Consider the following 15,353-nt stretch of genomic DNA (forward strand, 5'->3'; position numbering starts at 1 on the left):
ATACCAAAAAAAAGTAAAGAGCCTCTTTAATAAGCCCTAAAAAGAGCCTAAAAACCTATCGTGTAATTGATATAGAACGCATACAAACGCCTGTAATCCACATCAGCCCCATTCGCTCTCAAATACCTTTGATTGATAGCCGGGATTTTCACGCCAAATTCCATACCATGCTGAATGCTTTGAGACGCGCTCAAAAACCGGCGGTGCATGGTGCTAGCAAAATGGGCCCTTAAGCCCAAATTGAATAAAAATTGGAAATTCGTGGGAGTGGGGTATTCTTTAAACGAGTTTTCAATTTGACCTCTTAAAGAGCTATCCCAAGTGTTGCCCGCTATTTGAATGCCCCCAAACACCCCCACATTCAAGGACTGATCGCTAAAAACCCTCCTGAAGATATTCCATAAAAAGTCTGTGCCAGCGCCATAAGTAAAGATATTCGCTTTAACAGCACTACTAAGACTGCCCAATTGCGTAAAGCCATAATCAAAGAAAGCGTAATATCGTAAGCCTATATTCCTCTTTCTCCCAAAAAATTGCTTATAGCCCATTTGAATGCCAAAGCCATTAATAACCCCATGTTGAGAGCTTTTGCCTGGCCCAAATTGGGGCAAGTAGGGCTCATCGTAATGATTCAGCATCCCTCCTAGCTGTTTTAGATTCTCTTGGTAAGTAGCGATTCGATCCGAGATGGTTTTCACATCCTTTTGGAGCATTGATCCTGCACCACCGCTCTTATTCAAGCTTTCTGCGATCTGGCCTAGTTTTGCTGAAGAAGTGTCATTAAAAAGCTGCATTTGGGCTAAGAGCCCTTTTAAAAACACCGAATTACTATCCAGATTCACCCTTGCAAGCGCGTTTAAAAGCGCCACGCTCTCCGTGGCTAAAAGACTGAATTCATTTTGAGAACCATAGAGAACTTTTATAATCCCTACATATTCAGGAACTACTCCATTAATACTGCCATTATTACTATTATTAACCAAGTTATAAAGCACATTACTCAAATACACTTGCAAGGCTTGAACGCTATAAGCGTTTTTATTCGCTTCAAAGCGTTGCTCAATTTGGGGGAGTATTTTTTTAAACTGGGTTAATTCTGCGTTGTTATTGTCAACAGCTGTATTAGTATTGATAATTTGATTGCCTATCCCTAAAAGAGCGTCCATGGTCGTGTTTGTCGCTAAGGCTAAAAGCCCATTACCCCCTGCCATACCCACGCCCACTTGGCGGAAATCATCAATGACATTATTCCTTAGGGTGCTGCCTTTGTTATTGATGTTTTGTTGCGCGCCGCCGATTTGATAGCCCACTCCCATATAAAAGCCATCGTCTTCAGCTAACGCCATGCTTAAAGGAAGGCTAAAAAGCAGAGCGGTTTTTAAAAGCCCTTTTTTGAGTGCGTGGTATTGACTATAACCTTTTTTCATTTTTGTATTCTTTATCTCTTTTGTATTGGTATTTTTCATCAAGAGCCTTCCTTAAAAACCGACTGAATAGCCCACATAGAAGCTAAAATTCCTCATATAGCTCGCGCTTGAGCCTTGGGTTGCGAAATATTTATGAGCGATAACAGGGATTTTCACCCCAAATTCTATCCCTTGGTCTAGCTTGTGCTTATTGAAATTGGTTTTTGCAAAGTTGGTGCGCACGCCCAAATCAAACAAGAATTGGAACGAACTGGACTTGACATCAGGCCTTTGCCCGCTCAATAAGTTCGTTACATTAGTGCTCCAAGTTTGCCCTGCAATTTGAGCGCCAAAGAAAAGACCGATTGTAGTCCTTTCCCTCCTTCTAGAGCGTTCATACACATTGTATAAAAAATCCGTTCCTACCCCATAAGTAACAAGATTCGCTCCCACTTTTAAATTCGTATCACCAAAATTCGCATAGCCATAATCCAAAAACCCGTAATACCTTAAGCCAATATTTTTCTTATGGGTGAAAAATTGTTTATAACCCATCTTAGCCCCAAAGCCGTTCATGCTCGCTGACTGGTAATCTCTGAGCGAAAAGAGGTTAGGGATATAAGAAATCTTATAAAGAGAACTAGCCGAAGATTCAAACTGATTCAAGCTCGTATTGATGATGCCTATGACTCTGTCTAGCCCTTTCTTATAGACAAGCTGACTCCCGCTAAAACAAGACGATGCACTGCTACAGATATTTTTTTCAATAAAACTCCCTAACCCCAAAGTCTCACGATCTAAAGAAATCCCGCTCTTAATCAAAGCGTTGATCTCGCTCACCGTAGAATTAGCCCCTATCAAGCCCGTTTGCGAAGAAAAATTTTGCATGCCTGTGGCAATATCGCCCACGCTCACGCCATTATACGCTCCATTAGTCCCGCCTGCGCCTAAAAGCATGACTTTCATGATGTTTTCGTATAGCTGTTGGTTATTATTTTGTTGGATTTTGCTCAAATCCACTTGCCCTAAAGCTAAAACGATGTTTTGAGCTACTGAGAGCATGCTGTCAGTGATACCGATTTGTTGTTTCCCTACATCCACCACCAAAGGCTTAATGACACCCTGACTGGCGTATTGTTGGGATAGATCCAATAGTTTTCCTAAAATCCCTAGAGATTGCTCTAAATTGACTAAGGCTTGGTGTGATTGTCCGTTTTGCTGTGATGCTTGCGCATTGTTTTTCATGCTTTCACTCAAAAGAGTTTTTGTTTTATTCCCTAAAATATCCAAGTAGTAGGATAAGGGAATGGCAGAAGTTTGCAACCTCACAGCCCCATCTCTAATCAACTGCTTTAATTCTTGCGCTTGAGTGAAGCCTGGATTTTTCAATTCCTGTCTGGCCAAACTCGTTTGATAATCTATGACAAAAAACGCCCCATCTTCTTCAGCGTTACACAAAGACATGCTCGCTAGTAAGGAAAGAGCGATCGTTTTTTTAAAGGAGTGGTTTTTCAAAAATATCCTTTTTGCTTTGGCTTTGATAAGTGATTTTACTTAATCCATAAAAGAAATTTTCTAATTTTAAGATAATCATTCTTAATTTGCTATTAAGCGTTTCAAAAAAGCATCAAATTGACATCTTTTAAGCAAAATGTTATAATGCTCGCTTAATTTTAGTGGGGTGTTAGCTCAGTTGGGAGAGCACAACGCTGGCAGCGTTGAGGTCAGGGGTTCGAACCCCCTACACTCCACCATTATTATTACGCTTATTCTCTTTCTTTATGGATCAAACCCATTTTCTTGCTAGTATTACCCATAATTAATTATAATCTTAGGAATTGTTTTTCATCAAGGGAGTTTGAGCGTGAGCAGTTTGTTTAAAATGCGCATTCTTAGTTTTAAAAAGAATAAGCGGGCGGTGTTTTCGCTCTATCTTTTTATCGCTTTATTAGCGCTTTCTCTTTTAGCCCCCTTGTGGGTCAATGATCGCCCCTTATTCATCTATAAAGACAATAAGGCGTATTTCCCCATGTTCAAAAACTATGCGGAAGTGGAGTTTGGAGGCGATTTTTTCACCCCCACGGACTATAACGATCCTTATGTGAAAAACACGCTTTTAAAAGACGCTTTCATCATCCATGCACTCATCCCCTATAGCTACGATACGATCATTATGGATTTAGACTCGCCTGCCCCCACCCCCCCAAGCTTCAAACACCTTTTAGGTACAGACGATCAAGCCAGAGATGTGTTAGCCAGACTGGTTTATGGCTATCGTGTTTCGTTAGTGTTTGGGATTTTACTCACCCTTTTTAGCGTTCTTATTGGCGTGAGTTTGGGAGCGTTTCAGGGGTATTATGGAGGATTGATTGATTTAGTGGGGCAAAGGTTGAGCGAGATCTGGAGCGCGATCCCTATGCTTTTTTTACTCATTGTGATTTCTAGCGCGTTTAATTCTAATTTCTGGATCATTTTATTTTTAGTCTTGCTCTTTAGCTGGATGGGGCTTTCTCAAGTCGTGCGCACGGAGTTTTTAAAAGCAAGGAACATGGACTACACCAAGGCCGCTAGAGCGCTTGGGGTGAATGATTTAAAAATCATTTTCTACCATGTTTTACCCAACGCTTTAGTGGCGACGATCACTTATGTGCCGTTTTTAATGGCGGCCAGTATTTCTACTTTAGTGTCTTTGGATTTCTTGGGTTTTGGCATGCCTATAGGGAGCGCGAGTTTGGGAGAATTGGTCAATCAAGGCAAGGATAACCTCACCACGCCCCATTTAGCCATCGTTGCGTTTGTGGCCATTAGCTTGTTGCTTTCTGTTTTGGTGTTCATTGGCGAAGGGGTGCGCGATGCTTTCAACGCTAACATGCTCAAATAAGGGGGTTACATGCTAGAAATCAAAAACTTGAACTGCGTTTTAAACGCGCATTTTTCGCTCCAAAACATCAATATTTCGTTAAATCCTAGCGAAAGGGTGGCGATCGTGGGCGAGAGCGGGAGCGGGAAAAGCTCTATCGCTAATATCATCATGCGTTTAAACCCTAGATTCAAGCCCCATAATGGGGAGGTGTTGTTTGAAACAACCAACCTTTTAAAAGAAAGCGAAGAATTTATGCAGCATTTAAGGGGTAATGCGATCGCTTACATCGCTCAAGACCCCCTATCCAGCCTAAACCCCTTGCATAAAATCGGCAAACAAATGAGTGAAGCCTATTTTTTACACCATAAAAACGCTTCTAAAACGCTCCTTAAAGAAAAAGTTTTAAACGCCATGCAACAAGTCCAATTAGATGAAGAATTTTTAAATCGTTACCCTTATGAATTGAGCGGAGGGCAGCGCCAAAGGGTGTGTATCGCTATGAGCATTATTAATGTGCCCAAACTGCTCATTTGCGATGAGCCTACCACCGCATTAGATGTGCAAATCCAAAACCAGATTTTAGACTTGCTCAAGCAATTGAGTGCGGAAAAAAACATCGCCCTTTTATTCATTAGCCATGATTTAAAAGCGGTCAAACGCTTGGCTGATAGGGTTTATGTGCTAAAAAAAGGCGAGATAGTAGAAACCAATTCCACTAAAGAGCTTTTTAATGACCCCAAGCACGAATATTCAAAACTCTTGATTCAAGCTTCAAACTTGCCCGCTAAAAATTTAAAAGCGCTAGATGAGACGCTTTTAGAAGTGGAAGATTTTAGCGTTTATTACTTGCAAAAACGCTTTTTTAGACCTTCTTTAAAAAAGCCCCTTATCGCATCAGTCAATTTTTCCCTCAAAGCCAAAGAAAACATCGGCATCATTGGCGAAAGCGGGAGCGGGAAAAGCTCTTTGGCGTTGGGGCTTTTAAAACTCGCTTTAAATAGCGGGGAAGAAAAGATTTTAGGCCAAAGCGTGGGGCTTTTAAATTCTAAGGCGTTCAAACCCTACCGCAAGATTTTGCAAATGGTGTTTCAAGACCCTTACGCTTCATTAAACCCTCGCTTAAGCATTCAAAGCATTTTAACAGAAGCTTTGCGCTTTGCTTACCCTAAAGCTTCCAAAAAAGAATGGCACCATCTCGCAAAACTTTGTTTAGAAGAAGTGTGTTTAAACCCTGAATTGCTTAACTTTTACGCTTATGAACTCAGCGGTGGGGAGCGCCAAAGAGTGGCGATTGCTAGAGCGATTGCCTTAAAACCTAAAATCATTCTTTTAGATGAGCCCACTTCTGCTTTAGATAAAAGCATTCAAAAAAGCGTGTTGGAACTGCTGTTGGATTTACAAGAAAAGCAGGATTTGAGCTATTTGTTTATCAGCCATGATTTAGATGTGATCAAAGCGTTTTGCGATAAGGTGTTAGTAATAAGTGAAGGGAAAGTCGTAGAAATGGGCGCTATTAAAGAAGTGTTTGACAACCCTAAGCACGCTTATACGAAGCGTTTGTTGGAATCTAGGCTTTAAGCTTTATTTAAAAATTCATGCCTTTAAGCGTTTTTAATCGCTTTTTTAATGGGTGTTATCTTGGGTATTATCTTTTAGTTTTCTACAAACAAAACAAAGAAACTTGATAGGGGGCTGTTTTTGAATAAGGGTAGTTGTCAATGAAGAATGAAAAGACCTTGGATTCTTCAGGCAAAATCTTTTCTTTAAAGGTTTTTTCATAGCTTTTTTTGACAAACAATTTAAACGCATGCTCTTCTACAAAATTGTGAGGGTTTTTAAGGACTTCTAGGCGTAAAACGCATTTGTTTAAACTAAATTTGGAATTGTTTTTGACTCCCACTTGCAAAGAAAAGGCGTTGCTATAACTTAAAGGGTTAGCGTGTAAGATGCGTGTTTCTATGGGGTAAATCGCCTGAGTGAGTAAAACATTCAAAACAAAAGGCATGCTTAAAAACGCGCCCAAAAAAGCTGTTGCCGCTATATAACTAGCCAAGCGGTTTCTTAAAAGCAAAGCCAAAAGGAGCAAAATCGCGCAAAAAAGGATTAAAACGCTTGCTATTAAAACGCTAATTAAAGTCGCTTGACTTAAAAAGCCCTTAAAAGACTCCAAAAAAGCTTGGATAAAGGCAAGAGACGCCATGCGTTTTTAAGGCTCTTTAGTCTCGGCAATACTAGATTTAACCTTGCTTTTAGTGTCAATCCAAATATTAGGCACAGCCCCACCTGGAGTGAGCATGATTTGAGCGTTATTGTTGGTTTTTAACGCTTCATTAAACTGGCCTTGAACTTCAATTTGGCGCAGTCTTAAAAGCTTGTCGCTCAAGCTTTGTGAAATGCTTAAATTAGCTTGAGATTTTGCCTTAGCCTCAATCACGATCGCATCAGCCACGCCCTGAGCCTTAATCCTGTTAGCATCCGCTTCCCCTTTAGCCAGAGCGGCTTGTTTTTGAGCTTCTTGCTTGGAGCGCTCCACCTCGTATTTCACCCTTTCTGATTCTTGGCGCGCGATTTGGACTTTTTCAATTTGCTCTTTAATCTTAGCGGGCAAGACGATCTCTCGTAACTGGATAGAGCTTAATTCCACAGGGGTGTTGGGGAGCTTAGAAACTTCTTTATTGATACCGCTATTGATAAGAGCGGCGATTTCATTGCGCTTAATGGGCAAATCTTCAGCCGGGTAGCGCCCCACGACAGAGCGCACCACATCGCGCACCACAGGGTTGATGATTTTTTGCTCCCAAGATAAGCCATAAGTAGCGATCGTTTGGGGGGTGGTTTGGGGGTTTAAGCGGTATTGCACGGTGAGTTCAATAGAAACGGTCAAGCCCCTACTATCCATCACATTAATAGCGTCGTTTCTAAAAATCCCTTGGTTTTTACCCGCCACGCCCATGTCTTCGGTGCGTGAAAAATTGATATTTCTAATCCTTGTATCCACAATGAGAATGTCTTGAATGATAGGCACAAAGAAGTGGATTCCTGGCTGTAAGGGGGTGGGTTCGTATTTCCCAGCGGTGATTTTAATGCCAATTTCTCCTGAGCTAATCACTTCAAAAGGCTTGGCCAAAAAAGCGATAACGCCTAAAAGGACAATGACAATTAAAACCGATAGTTTTTTAGAATTAAAAGAGTTAGACGGCGGAATGAAACGCCCCCCATTATTAGGCGTATTAGGCGTGGGGGTTTCTTTTTGAGAATTTTTCTTTTTTAAATGTTCGTTCAAATCAATGGGCATGAATTTCCTTTTTAAATATTTTAACGGCGTTTGGGTTTTTTAGAATGGTGGTTTGTTTTAGGGTGTCTGTCTTTGTGTTGACCCTTTTTGAAAGAATGCGCTTGCTCATGCTGGTGCGTTTTTTTGTTAGAGAGTTTTGGCGTTTTTTCTTTAGGGTTTTGAATCGCATCAATTTCTTGCTGGTTTAAGCCAATTTTGCTGGTTTCAAACTGCAAACTCAAAAGTTTTAAAACCAATTGAGACGGCTCAAAAATTTCGGTAAGCTGTTCATAAAGGCTGATGATCCCTTCAGACACTTTAGCGTCATGTAAGGTTTTGATGATCTGGTTTTCGTTAATGGTGGGGATCTCAAAAAGTTCAATCTCTGAATCAATTTCTTTTTGCATGCGTAAAAGCTCTTTGTATTCTAAGGGAGTTACTAAAGTGATCGCCATGCCTTTTTTGCCCGCACGCCCGGTTCTCCCGATGCGATGGATATAGCTCTCGGTATTTAGGGGCAAGTGGTAATTAAACACATGGCTTACACCGCTAATGTCTAGCCCACGGCTCGCCACATCTGTAGCCACCAACACATCAGCGTCATTTTTTTTAAACGCCATGATAGAAGCGCGCCGATCCCTTTGATCCATATCCCCATGCAAGGCGGTGCTTTTGTAATTTTTAGAAGCAAGGAATTGGTGCAATTCATCGGCTTCTTTTTTGGTGCGCGTGAAAACAATGCTCTTTTTGGGCACTTGGGTGTCTAAAAGGCGCATGATCGCTTCAGCCCTCTCATGCTCATTGATCACATAAAAGCGTTGGGTGATGTCAGTGTTAGTGATATTAGAGGGGGCGATATGGATTTTAATAGGGTTTTCTAAAATCTTATCCGCCAATCTTTTAATCGGCTCTGGCATCGTGGCTGAAAAAAGCAAAATCTGTGCTTCGCTAGGGAGGTAGTCAAAAATCTCTTCAATATCGTCTAAAAACCCCATATCCAGCATTTCATCGCTTTCATCTAAAACGACCACTTTAGGCACAAATTTATGGATGCGCTCGTTTTTTAAATGATCCAACAGCCTTCCTGGTGTAGCGATCATCACTTGGGGGTTTTTCTTAATAAATTCGCATTGTTTTTTAACGCTCTGGCCTCCATACACGCACACGGTTTTAGTCCTGGTGTGTTTGCCCAATTTAAAAATCTCATCGCTAATTTGCATGGCTAATTCTCTGGTGGGCGTGATCACTAAAGCCTCTATGGTGTGGTTGTTTTTAAGGTTGTTGATAATGGGCAGAGCGAAAGCGGCGGTTTTTCCTGTGCCTGTTTGGGCTTGCGCAATGACATCTCGGCCTTGTAAAACAGCCGGAATGGCCTTTTCTTGAATGGGGCTTGGGGAAGTGAAACCGGCTTCATAAACGGATTTTAAAACCGATTCTTTTAAGCCCAAATCATTAAAACTAGGCTTATGGTAAGCGTCATCATCAATTTCTGTAGGGAGTAGTGGTTGATTAAATTCCATGGGAGATTCATACCTCAATTTAATTTGAAACTTTATAAAAAGCTAATAAAAGGCTAAAATTAAAATCTTTGATTTAAAGTTTATAAGATTTTTGAGTATAGCATAAAAATACGCTCAATTAGGTTTAAAGTTTTTATAAAAGGCTTATGCTAAAATAATTAGAATTTAAGGAATAAGAAAGGGTTTGATTGAAACGGGTGTTTTTGTGGCTTATTTTTGTATTAGCCTTTCACAAGCTTTTGGCCGAAAAAATAGGCGATATAGCGAGCGTGGTGGGCGTAAGGGATAACCAGCTGATTGGTTATGGGCTTGTGATTGGCCTAAATGGCACAGGGGATAAATCCGGCTCAAAATTCACCATGCAATCCATTTCTAACATGCTAGAGAGCGTGAATGTCAAAATCTCTGCAGACGATATTAAATCTAAAAATGTCGCTGCAGTGATGATTACAGCCTCCTTACCCCCCTTTGCAAGACAGGGCGATAAAATTGATATTCAAATTTCTTCTATTGGGGATGCAAAATCCATTCAAGGAGGGACTTTGGTGATGACCCCTTTAAATGCGGTAGATGGGAATATTTACGCCCTAGCTCAAGGGGCTATCACTTCGGGTAATTCTAATAACTTGCTCTCAGCCCATATCATCAATGGGGCGACTATTGAAAGGGAAGTTTCGTATGATTTGTTCCACAAAAACGCCATGGTTTTAAGCCTAAAAAACCCCAATTTTAAAAACGCTATCCAAGTGCAAAACACTTTAAATAAGGTATTTGGCAATAAAGTAGCGATAGCGCTAGATCCAAAAACCATTCAAATCACTCGCCCAGAGCGTTTTTCTATGGTGGAGTTTTTAGCCTTAGTGCAAGAAATCCCTATCAATTACAGCGCGAAAAATAAGATCATTGTAGATGAAAAATCAGGCACGATCGTTTCAGGAGTAGATATAATGGTGCATCCTATAGTGGTTACAAGCCAAGACATCACGCTTAAAATCACTAAAGATCCCTTAGACAATTCTAAAAACGCGCAGGATTTAGACAACAACATGTCCTTAGACACCGTTCATAACACGCTGAGTTCTAATGGGAAAAACATCACCATTGCCGGGGTGGTAAAAGCCTTACAAAAAATTGGCGTGAGCGCTAAGGGGATGGTTTCAATCTTGCAAGCCCTAAAAAAAAGCGGCGCGATTAGCGCTGAAATGGAGATACTATGATAAACAACAATAAAGCCATGTTAGAGCAATACAATATTTCTAAATTAGCGAGCGAAGAGAAATTAAAAGCGCTAGCTCAAAATAAAAACGACAAGCTCCTCAAAGAACAAACCGATTCTTTTGAAGCGTTGCTTTTAAAATTCATGCTAGATAGCGCTATGAAAATGGATAACCCTTTGTATCCTAAAGCCCCAGGCGATGAGATTTACACTTCCATGTATAAGGACACCCTTTCTAAAGAATTGAGCGGGAATTTTGGCTATAGCGAAATGCTGTTTAATTTCTTAAAAGAGCAAGAAAAACAAAAACCATGAAAAAATCCAAGCGCTTAAAACGCCCTTATTTAAAGCGTTCCCATTTGAAACACTCTTATAAGGCTTCTTCTTTCAAGGGGTTGTTAAAAAAAGAGGATAATGTGATTTCATTAGAAAATTTTAAACCCAAAGAGAGCGAAGATTTATTAGAAAATTTTTCCAACAAAAAAGACATGCAAGAATTACTAGGGCTTTTAAACCAATTTATTTTACAAAGCTACAAGGTAGAAAAGGAATTTAAGGATTATAAAGCCCTTTATGAATGGGTCATAGAGATTTTACCGCAAGCCATTTGGGTGGTGAATGAAAACGGGAGCTTTTTTTATAAAAATTCTTTAGCCAATCAAAGCCATGAGGTGTTCAATAAGGCTAAATTAGAAAATTTTAACACTGAAATTGAACATGAAAATAAAAGCTATTTAGTCCAGCAAAACAGCATCCAAGGCAAGCAAATCATCACCGCAACCGATATTAGCGCTCAAAAACGCCAAGAGCGGCTCGCTTCTATGGGGAAAATCTCAGCGCATTTAGCCCATGAGATCAGAAACCCTGTAGGCTCTATCTCTCTTTTAGCTTCGGTGTTATTAAAGCATGCGAACGAAAAGACTAAGCCCATTGTTGTAGAATTGCAAAAAGCTTTATGGCGCGTGGAAAGAATCATTAAAGCCACCTTGCTTTTTTCTAAAGGCATTCAAGCCAACCGCACCAAGCAAAGTTTAAAAACGCTAGAGAGCGATCTCAAAGAAGCCCTAAATTGCTACACTTATTCTAAAGACATTGATTTTCTTTTTAATTTTAGCGATGAAGAAGGGTTTTTTGACTTTGATTTAATGGGGATTGTGTTGCAAAATTTCTTGTATAACGCCATTGATGCGATTGAAGCTTTAGAAGAGAGCGAACAGGGTCAAGTGAAGATTGAAGCGTTCATTCAAAACGAATTTATTGTCTTCACCATTATTGATAATGGCAAGGAAGTGGAAAACAAAAGCGCTTTATTTGAGCCTTTTGAAACCACTAAATTAAAGGGTAATGGTTTAGGGTTAGCCCTGTCTTTACAAGTGGTTAAAGCCCATGAAGGGAGCATTGCGCTATTGGAAAATCAAGAAAAAACCTTTGAAATTAAGATTCTTAACGCTTCTTAACTTTGATAACTATCTCCCTTAAAAATGAGTTTTACTATAAAACAAAATTTTAAAAAGATTAAATAATATTAAATTGAATAGGGTTTATCAATATTTGACAAAAATAAGATCAAAAAAATTTTTCATTAACTCTTTTGGTGTAGGATAGCGATCAAGGTTTTTATGAAAATAAAAGCCTAAAACAATTTTAAAAAAGGATTTTTGATGAAAACATTTGAAATTTTAAAACATTTGCAAGCGGATGCGATCGTGTTGTTTATGAAAGTGCATAACTTCCATTGGAATGTGAAAGGCACGGATTTTTTCAATGTGCATAAAGCCACTGAAGAAATTTATGAAGGGTTTGCGGATATGTTTGATGATCTCGCTGAAAGGATCGTTCAATTGGGACACCATCCCTTAGTCACTTTATCCGAAGCGCTCAAACTCACTCGTATTAAAGAAGAAACTAAAACGAGCTTCCACTCTAAAGACATCTTTAAAGAAATTCTAGAGGACTACAAACACCTAGAAAAAGAATTTAAAGAGCTCTCTAACACCGCTGAAAAAGAAGGCGATAAAGTAACCGTAACTTATGCGGACGATCAATTAGCCAAGTTGCAAAAATCCATTTGGATGTTGCAAGCCCATTTGGCTTAAGCTCCCAAAAAGAATCCAGCATGAGAGATTACAGCGAGCTTGAAATTTTTGAGGGAAACCCCTTAGACAAGTGGAATGACATTATTTTTCATGCGAGTAAAAAGCTTTCTAAAAAAGAGTTAGAAAGGCTTTTAGAGCTTCTGGCTCTCTTGGAAACTTTTATAGAAAAAGAAGACTTAGAAGAAAAGTTTGAATCTTTCGCTAAAGCTTTAAGAATTGATGAAGAGTTGCAACAAAAAATAGAGAGCAGAAAAACAGACATTGTGATCCAATCCATGGCGAATATTCTTAGCGGGAATGAATGAGCTTATCCGCTATGGCTTGGTATTTCTCTTTTTTTTAAAGGCGTTTGGGCTTGATTATGGGATAGATAAAACGCTAGAATTAAAAAAAGATGAAGTGTTTAAAGCGATAATCAAAGACACTTCAAACGAACAAACCAAAGAAATCACGCTCTATTGGACGCTATATGCAAATAAAGGTTTAGTCATCAACATGCGTTTTAACCATTTCCCTTACCAGTTTATTTTATACACCGATCATGCGAGAAACACCTATAACCTCAAAGTTTTTGAAGAAAAATTTTCTTCTAACAGCGTTCTGTCGCTTGTGTTTAAAGACTTTAAAGAAGATAAAGCCACTTTAAGGCTTTTAGCCCTTATGCCCCTTGTTTTTTCTCCTAAAGAGCCTTAAGGAATTTGCATGCAAGAAAAACAACTCAAAGCCATTCAAAATAAGATCGCTTCTTGGATTAGAGAAATAGAAAGTGGCTTTATAGATGAATTGTTTTCTAAAATTGGCCCTTCAAAAATGCTGCGCTCCAAACTCATGCTCGCTTTATTAAATGAAAAAACAGACGCTGTTTTATTAGATAAAGCGCTCAATTTGTGTGCGATTGTAGAAATGATACAGACCGCTTCTTTATTGCATGATGATGTGATTGACAAGGCGACCATGCGCCGAAAGCTCCCCAGCATTAACGCTCTTTTTGGTAATTTTAACGCCGTGATGCTTGGGGATGTGTTTTATTCTAAAGCCTTTTTTGAACTCTCCAAAATGGGTGAATTAATCGCTCAAGCTCTCTCTAATGCGGTTTTAAGGCTCTCTAGAGGCGAGATTGAAGATGTGTTTGTGGGGGAATGTTTCAATAGCGACAAACAAAAATACTGGCGTATTTTAGAAGACAAGACCGCTCATTTCATAGAAGCGAGCCTAAAAAGCATGGCGATTCTTTTAAATAAAGACGCAAAAATGTATGCGGATTTTGGATTAAATTTTGGCATGGCGTTTCAAATCATTGATGATTTATTAGACATCACTCAAGACGCCAAAACTTTAGGTAAGCCCAATTTTAGCGATTTTAAAGAAGGCAAGACCACTTTACCCTACTTGCTTTTATATGAAAAATTAAATCAGCATGAACAAGGGCTTTTAATTTCTTATTTCAAACAAGATAGCCACGAAATCATAGAATGGACTAAGGAAAAATTCAAGCAATATGGTATCATAGAAGAAACCCTTAAAACCGCTCAAGTTTATTCTAAAAAGGCCCTTGAAGCCATTAAAGGGGAAAACAATTTGATTTTAGAAAAACTAGCGCAAGATGTCATTTACAGGACTTTTTAATGGAGTTAGAAACTCATTTGTCAAAATATTTCACCCTAGCCTTCACGCATAAAAGCATGAGCTTAGAAATGCGAGAAAAACTCGCTATCAATTCGAGCGCAACGCTTAAAGAATTTTTACAAACCATTAAAAACCATTGCCCTAACATCAAAGAGTGCATGGTGTTATCCACATGCAATCGCTTTGAAATTTATGCAAGTCTAAAGCACGGTGCTCACGCTAATGAACAAAAAAGCGCATTATTAAAAATTTTGGCTCAAAATAAAAAAATGAGCGTGTCTGATTTAGAAAAATGCGCTCTAATGAGCGTTGATGAAAGCGCAGTCCATCATGTCTTTAGCGTGTGCAGCAGTTTGGATAGCCTAGTAGTGGGGGAAACTCAAATCACAGGGCAGATGAAAAACGCCTATAAATTCGCTTTTGAAGAGAAATTTTGCTCCAAAGATTTAACCCGATTGCTCCATTTTGCTTTCAAATGCGCCGCTAAAGTGCGCAATTTAACCGGCATTTCCAAGCAAGGGGTCTCCATCTCTTCAGTGGCGGTCAAAGAAGCGCTTAATATTTTTGAAAAAGAAAGGATTAAGGATAAAAAAGCCCTTGTGATAGGGCTTGGCGAGATGGCTCAATTAGTCATCAAGCACCTTTTAAACAAGCAATTTGAAGCGCTTATCTTAGGGCGTAATGCGGCTAAATTTGAAGATTTTATCAAAGAATTAGAAGAACCTAAAAAAGTGAGCTTTCAAAATATAGAAAATTTAAACGCTTATATTAATGAATACCAACTGCTTTTTTGCGCCACTTCTTCGCCGCATTTTATCGTGCAAAATTGCATGTTAAAAGAAACGATTTTCAGGCGCTTTTGGTTTGATTTAGCCGTGCCACGGAATATTGAAAAGCCGGTATTGGATAATATTTTCTTATACAGCGTGGATGATTTAGAGCCTATGGTTAAAGAAAATGTGGAAAACAGGCAAGAGAGCAGAACGAAAGCTTATGAGATTGTAGGGCTTGCCACAATGGAGTTTTACCAATGGATCCAAAGCTTGGAAGTAGAGCCTTTGATTAAGGATTTAAGGGAATTAGCTAGGATTTCAGCCCAAAAGGAATTGCAAAAAGCGCTTAAAAAACGCTATGTGCCTAAAGAATACGAAAGCAACATTGAAAAGATCTTGCACAACGCTTTCAATACCTTTTTGCACCACCCTACCATCGCTTTAAAAAAGAACGCTCAAAAAGAAGAATCCGATGTGCTTGTGGGCGCGATTAAAAACCTGTTTAATTTAGACAAATCTAGCGCTAATCATGCCCAGAATTTGAATCTCTATAAATGCGAATATTACGAGGAATAATGC

General features: G+C 39.3%; 15 protein-coding genes and 1 tRNA gene. 11 read left to right on the forward strand and 5 right to left on the reverse strand.

Going from position 1 to position 15,353, the window contains the following annotated elements; all coding sequences use genetic code 11:
• Nucleotides 1-47 precede the first annotated feature (47 nt).
• Both hopG and hopF read right to left on the reverse strand, forming a co-directional pair.
• On the reverse strand, nt 48-1,466 hold the full coding sequence (gene hopG, locus DBU79_RS05730) for a Hop family outer membrane protein HopG (protein WP_154411824.1): 1,419 nt from the start codon (nt 1,464-1,466) through the stop codon (nt 48-50).
• A gap of 12 nt (nt 1,467-1,478) precedes the next feature.
• Nucleotides 1,479-2,921: a Hop family outer membrane protein HopF gene (hopF, locus tag DBU79_RS05735; protein ID WP_154411825.1), complete on the reverse strand. Its 1,443-nt coding sequence runs from the start codon at nt 2,919-2,921 to the stop codon at nt 1,479-1,481.
• Nucleotides 2,922-3,084: 163 nt separating this feature from the next.
• Here hopF and DBU79_RS05740 point away from each other — a divergent pair.
• The 3 genes from DBU79_RS05740 (at nt 3,085) to DBU79_RS05750 (ending at nt 5,847) form a co-directional block, all read left to right on the forward strand.
• Nucleotides 3,085-3,160: transfer RNA gene (locus DBU79_RS05740), tRNA-Ala, on the forward strand.
• Nucleotides 3,161-3,264: 104 nt separating this feature from the next.
• Entirely contained in the window at nt 3,265-4,287 is a 1,023-nt protein-coding gene (locus DBU79_RS05745) for an ABC transporter permease (protein WP_000116861.1), read from the forward strand.
• A gap of 9 nt (nt 4,288-4,296) precedes the next feature.
• Nucleotides 4,297-5,847: a dipeptide ABC transporter ATP-binding protein gene (locus DBU79_RS05750; protein ID WP_154411826.1), complete on the forward strand. Its 1,551-nt coding sequence runs from the start codon at nt 4,297-4,299 to the stop codon at nt 5,845-5,847.
• A gap of 82 nt (nt 5,848-5,929) precedes the next feature.
• On the opposite strand, the gene DBU79_RS05755 is transcribed toward DBU79_RS05750, so the two are convergent.
• The 3 genes from DBU79_RS05755 to DBU79_RS05765 are packed head-to-tail and all read right to left on the reverse strand — an operon-like array spanning nt 5,930 to nt 9,063.
• Complete coding sequence (locus tag DBU79_RS05755) at nt 5,930-6,469, reverse strand: DUF2393 domain-containing protein (protein WP_154411827.1); 540 nt, start codon at nt 6,467-6,469, stop codon at nt 5,930-5,932.
• A gap of 6 nt (nt 6,470-6,475) precedes the next feature.
• The gene (locus DBU79_RS05760) at nt 6,476-7,564 is read right to left on the reverse strand and encodes a prohibitin family protein (RefSeq protein WP_001121057.1); all 1,089 of its coding nucleotides are present in this window, start codon (nt 7,562-7,564) and stop codon (nt 6,476-6,478) included.
• Between the two features lie 20 nt (nt 7,565-7,584).
• Nucleotides 7,585-9,063, reverse strand: a complete 1,479-nt coding sequence (locus DBU79_RS05765; RefSeq protein ID WP_154411828.1) for a DEAD/DEAH box helicase — start codon at nt 9,061-9,063, stop codon at nt 7,585-7,587.
• A gap of 188 nt (nt 9,064-9,251) precedes the next feature.
• On the opposite strand from DBU79_RS05765, the gene DBU79_RS05770 reads away from it, so the two are divergent.
• From DBU79_RS05770 to hemA, 8 genes are all read left to right on the forward strand, one after another.
• A complete protein-coding gene (locus tag DBU79_RS05770; RefSeq protein ID WP_154411829.1) occupies nt 9,252-10,280 on the forward strand; it encodes a flagellar basal body P-ring protein FlgI in 1,029 nt (342 codons plus the stop codon).
• A complete protein-coding gene (locus DBU79_RS05775) occupies nt 10,277-10,594 on the forward strand; it encodes a hypothetical protein (protein WP_001919476.1) in 318 nt (105 codons plus the stop codon). The genes DBU79_RS05770 and DBU79_RS05775 overlap by 4 nt, the downstream gene beginning before the upstream one ends.
• Nucleotides 10,591-11,736: an acid survival sensor histidine kinase gene (gene flgS, locus DBU79_RS05780; RefSeq protein ID WP_000748841.1), complete on the forward strand. Its 1,146-nt coding sequence runs from the start codon at nt 10,591-10,593 to the stop codon at nt 11,734-11,736. Before DBU79_RS05775 ends, flgS begins: the two co-directional genes overlap by 4 nt.
• Before the next feature lie 204 nt (nt 11,737-11,940).
• Nucleotides 11,941-12,375 (forward strand): DNA starvation/stationary phase protection protein, encoded by a 435-nt coding sequence (gene dps, locus DBU79_RS05785; protein ID WP_021302152.1) that lies wholly within the window; start codon nt 11,941-11,943, stop codon nt 12,373-12,375.
• Nucleotides 12,376-12,395: 20 nt separating this feature from the next.
• Nucleotides 12,396-12,680, forward strand: coding sequence for a DUF2018 family protein (locus tag DBU79_RS05790; RefSeq protein ID WP_001206044.1), 285 nt, complete (start codon nt 12,396-12,398; stop codon nt 12,678-12,680).
• A complete protein-coding gene (locus DBU79_RS05795; RefSeq protein WP_015645428.1) occupies nt 12,673-13,068 on the forward strand; it encodes a hypothetical protein in 396 nt (131 codons plus the stop codon). The genes DBU79_RS05790 and DBU79_RS05795 overlap by 8 nt, the downstream gene beginning before the upstream one ends.
• Before the next feature lie 9 nt (nt 13,069-13,077).
• Nucleotides 13,078-14,001: a polyprenyl synthetase family protein gene (locus DBU79_RS05800; RefSeq protein ID WP_154411830.1), complete on the forward strand. Its 924-nt coding sequence runs from the start codon at nt 13,078-13,080 to the stop codon at nt 13,999-14,001.
• Nucleotides 14,001-15,350 carry a glutamyl-tRNA reductase gene (gene hemA / locus DBU79_RS05805; protein WP_154411831.1) on the forward strand — a complete coding sequence of 450 codons (1,350 nt, stop codon included), beginning with the start codon at nt 14,001-14,003 and terminating at the stop codon, nt 15,348-15,350. The genes DBU79_RS05800 and hemA overlap by 1 nt, the downstream gene beginning before the upstream one ends.
• Nucleotides 15,351-15,353 lie beyond the last annotated feature (3 nt).

The organism is Helicobacter pylori, assembly GCF_009689985.1.
GTDB classification, from domain to species: domain Bacteria; phylum Campylobacterota; class Campylobacteria; order Campylobacterales; family Helicobacteraceae; genus Helicobacter; species Helicobacter pylori_CG.